This is a genomic window from Cytophagales bacterium (assembly GCA_033344775.1).
Taxonomy (GTDB): domain Bacteria; phylum Bacteroidota; class Bacteroidia; order Cytophagales; family Cyclobacteriaceae; genus JAWPMT01.
In genome coordinates this window covers 1,847,618-1,862,423 of record JAWPMT010000005.1, presented here as the reverse complement: position 1 = coordinate 1,862,423, position 14,806 = coordinate 1,847,618, and the positions used below count along the sequence as shown (strand labels likewise).

Sequence of the window (14,806 nt, the reverse complement as noted above, 5' to 3'; positions counted from 1 at the left end):
AATTCAATAAACAATTTAGAACCGGTTAATTACTCGTCCCGATCCGTCTTCATTAACAACTACACCGCGATCTGGTTCACTAAAAAGGTGAACATCTCCCGAAGCGCGTATATCTCCTCTCAGAATATCACTAGGAGCCACAAACAAATCATTGCTCCCTGCGTGCCAAATGGAAACATCTTCGACATCCAGTTCCTCGGCATACAGTCTTCCATCTACTCGTCGGTCCACAAATACATGCAGCCTCAGCAAATCGCCGGAAAGCGTCACATTACTCAAGGCACGCATCGATAACCAAACTTCATTGGGGTTGACCAATTCCAGATTCAGGTTGCCGGATCCCAAAGTGATCACGTCCAACCGGTGGTTAAGAGTAATGCGTTCTGAGGTATTGATTTCTCCGAACCCTTGTTTTTCAATCCAATTAATAGCATCAGAATAAACATGCAGGGTCAGGTTTCGGGGAGCACGGGTCCATCGGCAATTATTTCTGTTCCTGACCTCCAGAATACTGTCAGCAACAATGCTGGTTTCAATTTCGCCAATGAGGTTTTCTCCTGTTTCAATGACAAATGCCTGCTCTCCCGGAGCAGGGGCTGGATGCCAGATCAAGTTGGTATCGTCGAAAATGACCACTCTTTTGATGGTCTGGGATACAGGAATAGGTTCCTCGATCAGATCACCAATTGTTTGCACACAGTCCCAGGTGTTTTGTTGGTCGCAGCCCAATAGGCCGAGTGTCCATATGATGAGCCAGCGTTTCATAATCTTATTCCCACTCCGAAATCAAAAATGTCATTTTGAGCCGCGTGGATTTTCATCATGGCTACTGCGAATATCTTTTCCGTTAAATAAACCTTTACCCCATGACGGGTATAGATGTCTGGGTCATCGTCGATGCCACCACGATACGGACGATAAACGTAATGTCCTACCATGGTCATGAAACTAACCCTGGACACCATCAACTCATGTCCGACAAAAAATCCTAATCTGCGGAAGTCGGTATCATTGGGTACATCAGGATCGCTTTTGATCACATCAATCAACCCATGATTATTGAAAAGTTCTAGTCCGCCGTAAATGCGATTAACTTTACTCAAAGTCTTGTCTATGTACCCTCGGAAGGTGTAGTAGATGCGTTTTGGAGACCCCATAGGTTCCGTTTCTTTAACTGAGCCACTGACCAGAATATTGTAGCCGAGTCTTCGGTTGTTGGGTGCGGGTGTCGACTCTTCTACCCAATCTGATTTACCAAATCGGTAAGCTGCCCCTACATTCAATGTGGCAATGTTTATGCCATTGTTGGGTAAACTTAATGAGCCGTTGGAAGTATGGTTCCAGGAAATGGCTGGGTTGATGTAAAATTGATCGGCCACTGGAATTTGCACACCAATTCTAACAATGGCGTGGTAGGAGATCCTGGAGGAGAGGATATTGTTCAGGTTATTGGTTTCTGGATGGTAAAGCTTTGTGGCATAGGTTAACCCTACTCCAAATCGCCAGTAGGCCTTGATGTCCGGTGCGTCCAGAAAATAAAAATCCATGTAAGTGGCTGCATTGAAAATTTTCCCGGTTTCCACCATGTCTGTGTTGATCATGGTCAGTGAATACCCCACTTGCGGATAGCCGAACAGTTTTTCGCGCTCCTTTTTTCCAATTGTCCGTTGATTCCAAAATATTTCTATTCCGGAAGGTCGGCCATAAGTCAAATGTAAGCCATGCGCATATTGAGGAACGATCAGGCCCTTCAGGTAAGTAAACCCTGCATTGTAGCGATAAGTACTGCCGGTTTTTTGGCTGTAGGCGCTAGTCGTGGCAAAAAGAAATAGAATGACCCCAAATGTCCTCGCCCACATTGCTCTGCCAGTTTTGGAAATGAATACTATAGTCATCAATATTGCGTTGGATACCCGAAAGTATAATCCCCCGATATGTCAAGCATCCAACAGGGCAAAAATGCGATAGTTAATGGAGTCCGTAAAGGCATAGCTCAGGAAATTGCCAATTTATTAAAAAGGACGCTGCTCAAATCATGGTAATCGTCGATAATTTAGTCAAGCAATACGGCCAGCAATTGGCGGTAGATCACATTTCTTTTGAGGCTTTGCCGGGACAGATCACCGGTTTCCTGGGTCCGAATGGCGCGGGAAAGTCCACGACCATGAAGATTGCCACTGGCTTTTTACAAGCCACGGAAGGTGATGTGGTCATCAAAGGCAAGAAGGTCCGTGAAAATCCTTACTATGCAAAGCAAGTGATCGGCTATCTGCCAGAGCATAATCCGCTTTATCTGCAGATGTACGTCCGTGAATACCTGAGCTTCATCGCCAACGCGTATCGCCTTTCTTCTGTGAAAAAGCGAATAGAAGAGGTCATTGATCTGGTAGGGTTACAAAGAGAAAAACATAAGAAGCTCAAAGCCCTTTCTAAAGGATATCGTCAGCGAGTAGGATTAGCGCAAGCATTATTGCCCGATCCGGAAGTGCTGATCCTGGATGAGCCTACGACTGGATTGGATCCTAATCAATTGGTTGAAATAAGGAAAGTAATTAAGGAAGCTAGTCAGGACAAAACGCTGATCTTTTCTACGCACATCATGCAGGAAGTAGAGGCAATTTGTGATCGGGTGGTGATCATTAATCAGGGGAAGATCGTGGCGGATGACACTTTGCAAAACCTCAAAAGCCAGGCTGTCAATGCGAATGTATATACGGTTTCTTTTGAGTCGGCGATTGATAAAGAAATTTTGGGCAGTTTGACTGGCGTTCAAAAAGTAGAAGAAAAATCAGATCACAGTTATTTGGTATACTCGGAAGATGATCAGCTGAAAAAAGCGATCCTAAAATTGGCTGCGGAAAAAGACCTACCCTTGATCAGCGTTCATACGTCAGGCGGTTCACTTGAAGAAATTTTTCAAAAACTGACTGGAAACACATGATCACGATTCTGAAAAAAGAGATCAATGAATTCCTCGATTCACTCATTGCCTACGTGGTGATTGGTGTTTTTCTAGTCGGTGTGAGCCTCGTAATGTGGGTGCTTCCTGACTATTCCGTATTGGATTATGGCTATGCTACCATGGAGCCATTATTTACATTAGGGCCGTACCTGTTCATGTTTTTGGTACCTGCGACGACCATGAAATCTTTTGCGGAGGAGAAAAAGACAGGAACACTGGAATTGCTCTATACCCTTCCCTTCAAGGATTGGGAAATCATTCTGGGTAAGTACCTGGCAGCTTTCCTACTCATATTGTTTTCATTGCTGCCAACGATCGTTTATTATGTGGCGATCCACCAGTTAGGAAATCCCGTTGGGAACCTGGATACGCCAGGAATCATTGGTTCCTACATTGGCCTTGCCCTGCTTGGGGGGATTTTTGTAAGCATCGGTCTTTTGTCATCGGCGCTTACTGAAAATCAAATTGTTTCTTTCATCCTGGCCGCGTTGTTGTGCTTCTTGTTTTATGATGGTATTGAGGCGCTGGCAAACATTGACCTTTGGGGAACCTGGTCGTATTATTTACAGCAAGTGGGCATCCTATCTCATTATGCTGCGATGAGCAAAGGACTACTTGATTTGAGAGATATCGGTTATTTCTTCACCGTGATTATCCTGATGCTGATGCTTGTGGACTTCACTTTATCCGGGAAAAAGGCATGAGTTGGGATAGTAACAAACTTCATCAGTTCTTGCGCTTCACCATTGGAGCGTTGACCTTGCTCTTACTGATTCAAGTGTTCAATGCATTTCGCTTCCGTATCGATATGACGGAAGAAAAGCGATATTCTATTTCGGAAGCAAGCCAACAGTTGCTGAATAATCTGGAAGAGCCTTTGACGATCGAAAGTTACCTGGCGGGGGAATTGCCTTCTAATTTTAAGCGATTCCAGAAATCCATTGACGATCTTTTGGATCAGTTCACGATTTACGCGGGGAACAATTTGCAGTATCGTTTTGTGGATCCTTCACAAGCGACCAGTACGCAATCCAGGAACGAATACATGCGCAGCCTTATCGACAAAGGTTTGCAACCGACTAACCTGACCTACACCAAGGACGGTCAAAAAAGTGAGAAGTTGGTCTTCCCGGGTGTGCTCATTACTTATGGGAACAAAGAATTGGCGGTGCCTTTGCTGAAGGGGAATCGTACCAGCAATCCAGACGAAATGCTCAATCAGTCAATAGAAGGACTGGAATATGAATTGATTGCGGCCATCAAATCCATTACAGAAACCAATCGCAAGCGAATTGCTTACATCGTTGGCCATGGCGAACCTGATTCTGTTTTTCTTGCGGGTTTTACCAATGCCATTCTTGGGAAATATGATCTGTTCAAAGTAGACCTGGCCAGCAGAACCACACCACTGGTAGGTTACGATGTAGCGATCATTGGAAAACCTACCGAGCGATTTACAGAGAAGGAAAAGTATCTGATTGATCAGTATGTCATGAATGGAGGTAGCCTTTTGGTGTTTGTAGATGCATTGAAAGTGAATGTTCTGGAAGCGGAAGGCGAAGGGACCATTGCTTTGCCCTATGATCTGAATTTAGAAGACTTACTTTTCAGATATGGGATCAGGATCAATCAGGATTACGTGACAGACTTTAGTTCAGGTTTCTATCCGGTCGTTTCGGGAAATGTGGGTAATCAGCCCCGGGTGGAACTGCTTCCCTGGCCGTTTTTTCCAATTGTGTCTAATTACGCAGATCACCCACTTGTAAAAGGTCTGGACGCTACGCAGCTGAAATTTGTATCGACCATGGATACGGTGAAGGCAAAAGGCGTGAAAAAGATACCTCTGATCTTTACTTCGCAGTACACCAGGGTGATTTCTCCTCCCGTTCAAGTTCGCTTCAATGACTTTAATCAGGAACTAAGACCCGAGTTTTTCCAGTCCGGACCAAGAGCTGTCGGGTATCTGCTGGAAGGAAAATTCAGTTCATTGTACAAGAACCGCATATTGCCAAAGGGAATAGATCAAAAGACATTTGAGGAAGAAAGCATTGGTTCTAAAGTGATCGTTGTGAGCGATGGCGACTTCATTCGAAATGAATTGAGCATCAATACTGAGCAACCGGAGCCTTTGTTGTTAGGTGTCGATCCTTACGCACGAACCACCTATGCCAATGAGGAATTTCTGCTGCGATCGTTGAGTTATCTGACTGATGAAGATGGCATCACCCTGGCAAGGAACAAGGAAGTTAAAATCCGGCCGTTGGACCGGGTGAAGATAAAGAATGATCGTTCCTTCTGGGTATTTATCAACTTCGGCATGCCGTTGCTGTTGTTGGCATTATTTGGTTTAATCAAATTCCTGGCTCGAAAAAGAAAATTTGCAAAATGAAAGAGAAGAACCTACGATTTTTTTCGATTGCAGGATTTCTCGTGATTGTCAACCTGACGTTCTTTCTGTCAAGTTCAGGTACTTTTTCGAGAGAGAAGAACTATAATATCGCCATTGCCGATACTAGTGCAGTTGTCTCTGTCAGATTGACGAATGGTGAGGTAGTCAATCTTCTGCAAAGAGATGGTGAGACCTGGACATTAAATCAAGAATTTGGAACCGATCCGGGGTATACACGCATTTTGTTGGCGGTTATGAATCGGGTGGCCGTCAAGAGGCAACTCGGTGATACACAGCTGGAAGAATTGAAATCCCGAGTAGAGTCTGATGCAGTATTAGTCGAATTGGCGGAACAAGGGAGGTCATTTTATGTATTGGGCAATCGTACCTACACCAAGACTTATTTTCTGGAGCCCAACCTGAATGTCGGGTATGAGGTAGAGATCCCAGGTTATCGCGATTTTGTAGGAGGCATCTTTCAATTGACGACTGACCAGTGGCGAGACCGACTCATTTTTCGAGGAAACTTCCGAACCATCGACCAGATTGAAGTGAAACGAAATGATCAACTGGTGTTCAATGCAGGCCTGAAGGATAGCTACTTTCAAATTGATGGACTTGAGGTTTATGATACTCTCGCCTTGGTCAATTACTTAAATGGATTCAATTACCTGCAGGCCAATGAACGCATTAGTGCGGGGAAATTCCCGCAATATGACAGCCTGCGAAATACACAAGAGAAGTCACAGTTGATCATCCATGATCTTGGATTGGCGGAGCCATTGGTTTTAGATATTTTTCCGGCGCTTCCCGGTGAGAGCTTCCAATTGACAGTAGTTAATGAGAAAGACATGACTGTCATTGCGTCAAGCAGGATACAAAACTGGTTAAAAAAGCCAGCCGATTTCTCCTTGAATACTGCTGATTAGGTCAACTTTCTTTCAAAAACGCATAGTGCGTTAATTTTCAGCGAAAAGCATGTCCCTGCTTCATCGGGAAAATCAAGTTTTGTATTTAAATTTGCCCACCCTAAATTTTGGCGCCTTATAACGCCATGGGAAAATCAGGCTTTTGGGCAAAAAAGAAAATCAGTAAGCAAGTATGAAATTTATTGTCTCCTCATCGTACCTATTGAAGCAACTCTCTGCCATCAATGGGGTGATCACCACAAATCCGGTTGTTCCAATTTTGGAAAACTTTTTGTTCGAGATCAACGACGGAACACTTTCTGTGACCGCTTCTGATTTGCAGACTTCCATGATGACTGAATTGGAAGTGGAAGCCAAGGAAGATGGCAGCATTGCTATCCCGGCGAAGATCTTGCTCGAAACCTTAAGGAACCTTCCAGAGCAGCCTGTGACTTTCTCTATTGATGACAGTACTTATAGTATTGAGATCAATTCCGATAACGGACGTTATAAGCTTGCCGGCGAAAATGCGACTGATTTTCCTAAGGTGCCTGCCGTATCTGACGGATACTCTGTGAACCTTTCTTCAGATGTGCTGGCCCGGGCCTTGAACAATACCATCTTCGCTACCAGTAACGATGAGTTAAGACCTGCGATGACAGGCGTATTCGTGAAGTTGGATGAGACCAATACTACCTTCGTAGCGACAGATAGCCACCGTTTGATTAGATACCGACGTGTAGACGTAGCTTCTGACATGGGGCACAGCATGATCATTCCACGAAAAGCTCTGAATCTGTTGAAGACGACCCTTCCTCAGGAAAATACAAGTGTGAGTGTCGAATTCAATGCTTCCAATGCATTCTTCGATTTCAATAACGTGAAAATGATCTGTCGACTGATCGACGAGCGTTATCCGGATTACGAAAACGTGATTCCTGTGGACAACAACAATGTGATGTCTATCGCAAAAGGTGAGCTGCTTGGTTCATTGAAGCGGATCGCAATCTACGCGAACAAGACCACTTATCAGGTGAGATTGAAGCTCACGGGCAGTGAGTTGCAGATTTCTGCAGAGGATCTGGACTTCTCTAATGAGGCAAACGAACGACTTTCTTGTGAACACGATGGTGAGGACATAGAAATCGGCTTCAATGCAAAGTTCCTGATCGAGATGTTGGGTAACATCGAAGCAGATAAAGTCACGTTGCGATTGAGCGCGCCTAACAGAGCGGGTATCTTATTGCCGGATGATAAAGACGAGAACGAAGATATCTTGATGCTCGTGATGCCAGTAATGCTGAATAACTACGTTTAACGCTGTTCTAATCCTTTTTCATTTCTTTAATCATCCCGGAATTTCGCCTGTACGACATTCCATTCATAAATCTCGTATTGAGGTTTCCAGTCGTGGAACAATGGTCGTGGTAATATTTTTATTAAATTAACCTTGACCCGAACAAACCATTTGGACAATGCTCCGGTATAGGGCATTGTAACCGCGAATGAACACCGACGACAAACTGATCGCTATCCTCAAAGGGTGCCTGAAAAACAAGAGATCCAGTCAAAAGGAGCTCTATCAGCACTTCTATGCTTATGGTATGAGCATCGGTTTGAGGTATTCTGGGAGCGAAGATGAAGCAGTGATGATCTTGAATGATGGTTTTATGAAGGTGTTTAAGTACTTGAAGAATTTTGATCTGGATAAGCCATTCAAACCATGGTTTCGACGGATTATCGTCAATACCGCCATTGATCATTATAATGTGGCAGCCAAGCAGCCATTGATGGATGATGTGGAGGAGGTCAATGAACCAGATCGGGCTGCAGATGTGATTAGTGGTATTTCTTATCAAGAGATCGTGGGATTGATGGCCCAGTTGCCACCTTCTTATCGCGCGGTATTTAATTTGTATGTGATTGAAGGCTTTTCTCACGAAGAGATCGCTGATAAACTAGGCGTGTCTATTGGCACAACAAAATCCAATTTATTCAAGGCCAAAAGAAAAATGAAAGAAATGCTCGAAGAGCTTTTCGAGGTGAGTTGATCAATGTCTGATAAACAGGAAAATATCGAAGACTTTGTTCGTAAGGTCGTTGACCAGTCTGAAGCCCAGATTCCATTCAATGAATCACACTGGACCCAGATGGAATCAATGCTGGACGCACAGCTGCCGGTCGTAACCAATCCAGGCAATGGATATTACTATTTCAGTAATGTGGTATCGTTATTGGTAGGGCTGGTTTTCGTATGGTCCTGGTTTATTGGGTCGGGCTCAAATGAAACTCCTGCCTCTATTCAAGGGGCCGGTGATGAAGTGATGCCTACTAAGGATGCGTTGACGACCGATGTTGCTGAGGATTTTAAACCTGAAGGACAGGTTCAATCAGTTGCAACTACTGAGGGCCAGTCCGAAAAAGTAAGTGATGTTGATCCTGTAACACCAGTTGGCCAAAATGCATCTGAAAATACGGCTTCGGTGATCTCTCCCGATACTGGTAAGGAAGTCCAACAAATAGAATCGCTTGCAGAGAAAGAGACCCAAACCACAACTGGTGATCCACAGCGTATATCATCACTTTCCGCAAAGGATGCTCCTACTTCATCTTCTATAGTTTCAAGTGACATAACATCATCACCTTCATCCAATGATGTGCAGGAAGCTTCAAATGTTCAGAAGCAGATAGTTGAATCTCCAAAGGAAAGCCCAACAATTCCAATATCGGAATCAGCGAGCAATGATGAAGTGACCTCAGTACAGCCCGAGACTGCCTTATTGGATCGTGATGAAGAAGATAATAGTGATTACGAACTGTTTACAGGTATAGGAATCGACCTCAGTGGTGAATTCCCAGAGTTTCCTGATCAGCTGGATCAAGTCCAAATAAATGAGGCTGATGGGGGAAGTAATGAAGTGGATAGTAGCCCCATTGTGAGGCGAGGTGTTCGGAGTTCTTATTCGCGATTGTCAATGGGGATCAGTTTGGCTCCCGATTTGAGTTCTAATGAAATCTTTCGTTATAATCGCCTGGGCCGAGACCTGGGCATTGTCGTTGATTATTGGGTTACGCCTCGATTGGCAATTTCGGTAGGCGCCTTCAACACCTCGAAACGATACCTGGTTGGGGGAGAAGAATATAGCCCTCCTGCGGGATTTTGGGGAAATGTTACGAATGGTGAACGTCCTGCGAAGATCGACGCGGATTGCCAGGTGTTAGACATTCCGATCAATCTAAAATACCAGCTGGTTGACCGACCCAAGTTAAATGTCTATGCATCAGCAGGAGTATCCAGTTATATCATGTTGCAGGAAGATTATCAATATGAGCTGGAAAGTGGATGGAAATCTGAGTGGGGGGTCAGTAATGCGAACCAACATTTCTTTGGAGTAGGAAACCTCCAGGTTCATTTTGAACGACGATTTGGCAATCACCTTGCTGTAGAAGTAGCGCCTTTCTTTAAGGTGCCTCTCACGAGCTACGGGCATGGCAATATACGTTTCCATAGCATGGGGTCATTCTTCACCATAAGAAAGTATCTGCTAAACAGGTGATTTTTTAAGCAGTCCTCTTTTTTCCTGTTTGGCCGTTCATTTTCCGGTTGACTCAAGGGTGTCATGTTGCATTGAAGCAAGCATCTTAATTTCACTTAAGTTTTTTAAAGAAACCTTTTCGATCAGCCCAGTTATTATGAGTACATCAACCGTAGAGAGAGCAAAAGAGTTAGAAGCAGAACTAGATGAAGCTGTACTTTTTCAAGATTGTCTTAAAAATGTATTGAAGAATCTGGATCGCAACATCGACAGACAGAAAGAACTACCTAACAAAGTATCTCAGTTCTTGTCGATGAAATGGTACATGCAAAATGAATTGACCAAGGATCTTGCCTGATCCTGCGATACCACAGTTTCTTAAAATTTATTAACCGTACGGCGATTCTGTGAAGTTTCGCCGTTTAACTTTTCAGGCTATCTGGTTTTGTGGTCAGTTTATTTGGCCGTTCTTCTAATTATCTGTTCCAGATAGTTTCCATGGCAAATATCTTGCCGACCAATATCTTGTTTATTGTTATGAAGAATACATTATGGATAGCACTTTTGGTGACTGTCATGATAGCTTGTGCCCCGGAAGCTGAAAAAGCGGGCCGAGAAATGCCACCTGCTCTGGACATGGCGAATCTGGATCAATCTGTAGATCCAAAGGAAAATTTTTATCAGTTTGCCAATGGCAGCTGGCTGAAAGAAGCTGAAATTCCCGCAGACGAAGGATCGTGGGGAGGGTTCTCCGCATTGCGCGATGCGAACAACGAAATGGTACTGGACATCATGGAAGGTGCTGCAGAAAATCCTGAATTCAACGAAGGTTCCGATGAGAGAAAAGCCATCAACCTTTTTGCGGTAGGAATGGACTCTTCAAGGGCCGAATCAGTAGGTGTTGGAGCCATTGCCCGCTGGATCGATAAAATTGATGGAGTGACTAATACGATCCAGGTTCAGGAATTATTAGCTGAGCTTCAGCGAAGCGGATATGGACCTTACCAAGGTGTCTCCTCATTCCCAGACTTGAAGAACAGTAAAATCAATTCACTGTATATCACGGCAGGTGGCTTGGGGCTTCCCAACAGGGATTACTACACTAAGACCGACGAGAAAAGTGTTGAGATCCGAGAGAAATACCTGATGCACCTTGCGAATATTCTGGAACTGGCTCAGGTTGGAGGTAACTATACTGAAATGGCTGATCGGATTATGGAAATCGAGAATCAGCTGGCTTTGGCTTCTCTTACTCCGATTGAGGCAAGGAACCTTCCGGCGTTGTATAACCCCCATACGGTTGTAGAATTACAAGAACTTTCACCTGTGATCAATTGGGAACAATATTTGACTCAGCTGGGTGTAGACCTATCGAAAGTTGATACTTTGATTGTGTTGCAGCCCAAGTTTACCTCGACAGTGAGTAAAGTGCTTGAAAGCAGTAGCCTTGATGCCACCAAAGCCTACCTGAAATGGAATGTTGTAGATCGGGCCGCAAACTTTATGAACAATGAGTTGGTAGCAGCCAATTTTGATTTCTACGGCAAGACCATTCGTGGTACAGAGGAAATGCGACCCAGATGGGAGCGTGTGTTGGGTGCGACCAATAGTGTGATTGGTGAAGCGATTGGTAAAGTATATGTTGCAGAAACCTTTCCTCCAGAAGCGAAGAAGAGTGCTGAGGAGATGGTGGAAAATTTGATGAAGGCGTTTGATAAGAGAATCAGAGATCTCGAATGGATGAGTGATGCTTCGAAAGAGCAGGCACTGAAGAAACTGAATAACCTGACCGTGAAAATCGGATATCCGGATAAATGGAGAGAATACGGAGCGCTGAATATTGAAAATACCGGAGAATTCTACAGCTTTCTGAGCAACATGGAAAATGCCTGGAAATGGCAGTTTGATGAAAACATCAGTGAGATCGGAGAGGAAGTAGATAAGACTCTATGGGCAATGAGCCCACAAACGGTCAATGCCTATTTCAATCCATTGAATAATGAAATTGTATTTCCTGCGGCCATTTTACAACCACCTTTTTACAATTATGAGGCAGATGCCGCTGTGAATTATGGTGGTATGGGTGCTGTGATTGGTCATGAGATCTCTCATGGTTTTGATGATCAGGGAAGTCGATTCGATTTTGAAGGGAACATGATCAACTGGTGGACCGATGAAGATCGTGAAAATTTCAATGCTCGAGCGGATCAATTGGTGGCACAATTTGACGGTTATGAAGCGCTGGACAGTGTTTACGTTCAAGGAAAATTAACCCTGGGTGAAAACATCGGTGATCTTGGTGGGCTGAATGCAGCATATGATGCGCTGCAGATCTATTTGGCTGAAAATGGTAATCCTGGAAAAATTGATGGATTTACGCCCGAGCAGCGCCTGTTCTTATCCTGGGCCACTATCTGGAGAACCAAATACCGTGATGAGACCTTGAGAACACAAGTATTAACTGACCCTCATAGTCCTGCCATGTTCCGTGCCATCGGACCATTGGAGAACATGGAGCAGTTCTATCAAGCCTTCGACATCAAAGAAGGTGACGAGCTTTGGAAACCAGAATCCGAGCGAGTAAAGATCTGGTAATTCAATACAGAGGATTTAAAGAGAAAAGCCATTCTACATTGCGTAGAAAGGCTTTTTTCGTTTGTTGTATTATTATTACCTGCCAATTTGGAAATCTTCGCTGGGCGTTCCGACGAAGCAATTCGGTATTTTCGGGAAGTCGGTTGTGATGACATAATAATAGGTGCCATTGGGATATTCCGGAGTGATGCCCATTCTTCCATTGCATTCATCCAAATCTCCTAATCCTTCTACAAATTCATAATCCTGAATATATGTGCCATCATGCGTTCCATCAGGTGCTGTGGTGCCATCTCCTCCACGGTCACCAGACTTCAATTGATAGCTTGACTTCAGTTCTATGATGCCACTGTTGGGATCGTCAGAGATCACGTATGCGTATTTATAGTAGATTGGGAATCCATCAGCAGCCCATCCATACAACAATGAATGACGACTGCCATCTTCGTCGGTGGCAAGGCCTGTAATGTCTCCGTGGTAATGATATTGACCCTGAGAAGTCACATGCCCACTGTATTCATCCAGGAAAGTATTTCCTTCATCGACGACAGCAGCTTGCCATTCCCAATTTTCTTCACCCGTATCAGGATTGGTCCAGGGTTTGAGGCCCATAGGATTGTAACCTAATCCATTCGAAGCGACGCCAAAACGCCAGAAATTTGGGTTGGAGGGTGTAGGCCCCCCTGTTTCGTTATAGACAAGCGTAACCTCTCCAGTATTCGACGGGGTAAGATCGATGTTGGTTTCCAACGCTACGGCTGTGACATCCGCGTTTGGAAAGCTGCCTGTTTCGTGATCGGGATACTGGTTTGAGACAATGTATCGGGTATCATTCGCTTCAAATATGGTAAAGCAAACCTGGTTTTCGGTTTCACTATCCGTAGTACAACTCATGGTACTCGCTTCGAAAGTATCCTGATCGTTATCGTAAGCCCCATCGGAATCATATGGAACTACTTTGAAATAATAGGTAGTTTGATCTTGTAATAACGTAACCGTAAAGTCTTCCGACATTTCTGAATCATAGACAGCCTGCGTCCCGGTACCTACATAGGTCGTGCTGGCTGCAATTTTTTGATCATTTGCCAGGTCATCAAAATCATTTTCGGTATTAATTAGAATAATGTAGCCTTCCGCATCATTGACTTCTGTCCAGCTGCCTACCGTAATGCTATTGCCATCAGAAGCATCAAAAGTCAACGTGATTGGAGTGGCGGTGTTTTCCTCGTCATTGTCACTTATGGTAGCGGTGGCTTCAGTACTTTCACCCAGTAGAAACCCTTCGGGAAGATCAGCTGCTACAAGCGTCACTATTATGGTTTCCTCGTCTTCGACCGCTTCGTCATCGATCAAAGTAATTTCAAATACGGTCGATTCCTCATTTGCTTCAATCGTTACTTCTCCCAAAGGACTGGTGAAATCTTCGTCGGCGGTTGCTGTGCCTGACAGGGAATAAATAAATGTCGTTGCCTCAGTAACTGGCTGATCCAATATGATTTCGAAAGAGGGATTATCACCACCTTCTGCGCCATTTGAAACGGCTTCAACGTTTACGATGATTTGCGCTTCGTCGTTATCGGAGACGGTGATAGTGACTTCTCTGTTTTCTCCAATCACAATACCCGAAGGAAGCGCCATGCCATTGATAGAAATAATGATGGTTTCCGCTTCTTCTACTTCTTCATCATCGGTCAATTCTATTTCAAGCGCCCCCGATTGTTCGCCACTAGCAATTGTGATACTTCCACTTAATTCGGTGTAATCGATCCCATTTTCGGCAGTTCCGGAGATCCTGTAATCAAACGACATTTCAGATTCCAGAACCTGACTCAAGGAAAAAGTGATGACCGGATTGGTCTCTCCCTCTAAGATATCTGTGACATCCGCTGAAATAGAGATTTGATTGGGATCATTGTTTTGCTCTTCTTCATCATTGTCCTGAATCGTAATTGTGATGCTATTACTGTTTCCGATGCTTATCCCGTCCGGCTGGCCTGAAGTATCCAGAGTGATAATGATCGTTTCATTTTCTTCAACAGCTTCATCATCCAACACTTCAATAGAAAAAGAAGCTTCTGTATCTCCATCCGGAATACTTATGGAGCCGGTGATTGCGGAATAATCGGTCCCGGAAGAAGCGGAGCCACTGACCGTATATCGAATGGTTAGTGCACTTCCCGAAGTATTGTCGGTGTTAAAACTGATGGTAATTTCCGGACTGTTTCCGCCTTCAGTTACCGTTGATACGGAAGTCGATATAGCAGCCGTTGCCGCGAACGGCTCTTCCGGTGTTTCTTCCGTACAAGAGCTGATGAAAAGGCACAAGGAGAAGCAAATCATTAAAGCCAGGGGCGTATAAAACTTGTAAATATGTCTTTGCATGTTTAAAAAGTTATATTTTAAATATGCTAAATCC

Annotated in this window: 12 protein-coding genes; 9 read left to right on the top strand and 3 right to left on the bottom strand. The window is 44.2% G+C overall.

The window, feature by feature from the left end; genetic code table 11:
• Nucleotides 1–15: 15 nt before the first annotated feature.
• On the bottom strand, nt 16–765 hold the full coding sequence (locus tag R8G66_25535; GenBank protein ID MDW3195763.1) for a DUF2807 domain-containing protein: 750 nt from the start codon (nt 763–765) through the stop codon (nt 16–18).
• A complete protein-coding gene (locus tag R8G66_25530; protein ID MDW3195762.1) occupies nt 762–1,895 on the bottom strand; it encodes an acyloxyacyl hydrolase in 1,134 nt (377 codons plus the stop codon). The genes R8G66_25535 and R8G66_25530 overlap by 4 nt, the downstream gene beginning before the upstream one ends.
• Before the next feature lie 140 nt (nt 1,896–2,035).
• Between R8G66_25530 and gldA the strand changes: the two genes are divergently transcribed.
• From gldA to R8G66_25485, 9 genes are all read left to right on the top strand, one after another.
• On the top strand, nt 2,036–2,941 hold the full coding sequence (gene gldA / locus R8G66_25525; protein ID MDW3195761.1) for a gliding motility-associated ABC transporter ATP-binding subunit GldA: 906 nt from the start codon (nt 2,036–2,038) through the stop codon (nt 2,939–2,941).
• On the top strand, nt 2,938–3,666 hold the full coding sequence (gene gldF, locus R8G66_25520; protein MDW3195760.1) for a gliding motility-associated ABC transporter permease subunit GldF: 729 nt from the start codon (nt 2,938–2,940) through the stop codon (nt 3,664–3,666). The genes gldA and gldF overlap by 4 nt, the downstream gene beginning before the upstream one ends.
• Entirely contained in the window at nt 3,663–5,351 is a 1,689-nt protein-coding gene (gldG, locus tag R8G66_25515) for a gliding motility-associated ABC transporter substrate-binding protein GldG (protein MDW3195759.1), read from the top strand. The genes gldF and gldG overlap by 4 nt, the downstream gene beginning before the upstream one ends.
• Nucleotides 5,348–6,280, top strand: a complete 933-nt coding sequence (locus R8G66_25510; GenBank protein ID MDW3195758.1) for a hypothetical protein — start codon at nt 5,348–5,350, stop codon at nt 6,278–6,280. The genes gldG and R8G66_25510 overlap by 4 nt, the downstream gene beginning before the upstream one ends.
• A gap of 172 nt (nt 6,281–6,452) precedes the next feature.
• Nucleotides 6,453–7,577, top strand: coding sequence for a DNA polymerase III subunit beta (dnaN, locus tag R8G66_25505; GenBank protein MDW3195757.1), 1,125 nt, complete (start codon nt 6,453–6,455; stop codon nt 7,575–7,577).
• Nucleotides 7,578–7,764: 187 nt separating this feature from the next.
• Nucleotides 7,765–8,310 carry an RNA polymerase sigma factor gene (locus tag R8G66_25500; protein ID MDW3195756.1) on the top strand — a complete coding sequence of 182 codons (546 nt, stop codon included), beginning with the start codon at nt 7,765–7,767 and terminating at the stop codon, nt 8,308–8,310.
• 3 nt (nt 8,311–8,313) lie between these two features.
• Nucleotides 8,314–9,816, top strand: a complete 1,503-nt coding sequence (locus R8G66_25495) for a hypothetical protein (protein ID MDW3195755.1) — start codon at nt 8,314–8,316, stop codon at nt 9,814–9,816.
• 136 nt (nt 9,817–9,952) lie between these two features.
• Complete coding sequence (locus R8G66_25490) at nt 9,953–10,153, top strand: hypothetical protein (protein ID MDW3195754.1); 201 nt, start codon at nt 9,953–9,955, stop codon at nt 10,151–10,153.
• Nucleotides 10,154–10,332: 179 nt separating this feature from the next.
• Entirely contained in the window at nt 10,333–12,390 is a 2,058-nt protein-coding gene (locus tag R8G66_25485; GenBank protein ID MDW3195753.1) for a M13 family metallopeptidase, read from the top strand.
• Between the two features lie 75 nt (nt 12,391–12,465).
• On the opposite strand, the gene R8G66_25480 is transcribed toward R8G66_25485, so the two are convergent.
• Nucleotides 12,466–14,772 (bottom strand): YHYH protein, encoded by a 2,307-nt coding sequence (locus R8G66_25480; GenBank protein MDW3195752.1) that lies wholly within the window; start codon nt 14,770–14,772, stop codon nt 12,466–12,468.
• Nucleotides 14,773–14,806: the final 34 nt, after the last annotated feature.

Bases quoted from the DNA above. Each gene is read 5' to 3' on its own strand.
- R8G66_25490 (MDW3195754.1), top strand. From the start codon at position 9,953: ATGAGTACATCAACCGTAGAGAGAGCAAAAGAGTTAGAAGCAGAACTA.
- R8G66_25485 (MDW3195753.1), top strand. From the start codon at position 10,333: ATGAAGAATACATTATGGATAGCACTTTTGGTGACTGTCATGATAGCT.
- R8G66_25510 (MDW3195758.1), top strand. From the start codon at position 5,348: ATGAAAGAGAAGAACCTACGATTTTTTTCGATTGCAGGATTTCTCGTG.
- R8G66_25535 (MDW3195763.1), bottom strand. From the start codon at position 765: ATGAAACGCTGGCTCATCATATGGACACTCGGCCTATTGGGCTGCGAC.
- R8G66_25530 (MDW3195762.1), bottom strand. From the start codon at position 1,895: ATGACTATAGTATTCATTTCCAAAACTGGCAGAGCAATGTGGGCGAGG.
- dnaN (MDW3195757.1), top strand. From the start codon at position 6,453: ATGAAATTTATTGTCTCCTCATCGTACCTATTGAAGCAACTCTCTGCC.
- gldF (MDW3195760.1), top strand. From the start codon at position 2,938: ATGATCACGATTCTGAAAAAAGAGATCAATGAATTCCTCGATTCACTC.
- R8G66_25495 (MDW3195755.1), top strand. From the start codon at position 8,314: ATGTCTGATAAACAGGAAAATATCGAAGACTTTGTTCGTAAGGTCGTT.
- gldA (MDW3195761.1), top strand. From the start codon at position 2,036: ATGGTAATCGTCGATAATTTAGTCAAGCAATACGGCCAGCAATTGGCG.
- R8G66_25500 (MDW3195756.1), top strand. From the start codon at position 7,765: ATGAACACCGACGACAAACTGATCGCTATCCTCAAAGGGTGCCTGAAA.
- R8G66_25480 (MDW3195752.1), bottom strand. From the start codon at position 14,772: ATGCAAAGACATATTTACAAGTTTTATACGCCCCTGGCTTTAATGATT.
- gldG (MDW3195759.1), top strand. From the start codon at position 3,663: ATGAGTTGGGATAGTAACAAACTTCATCAGTTCTTGCGCTTCACCATT.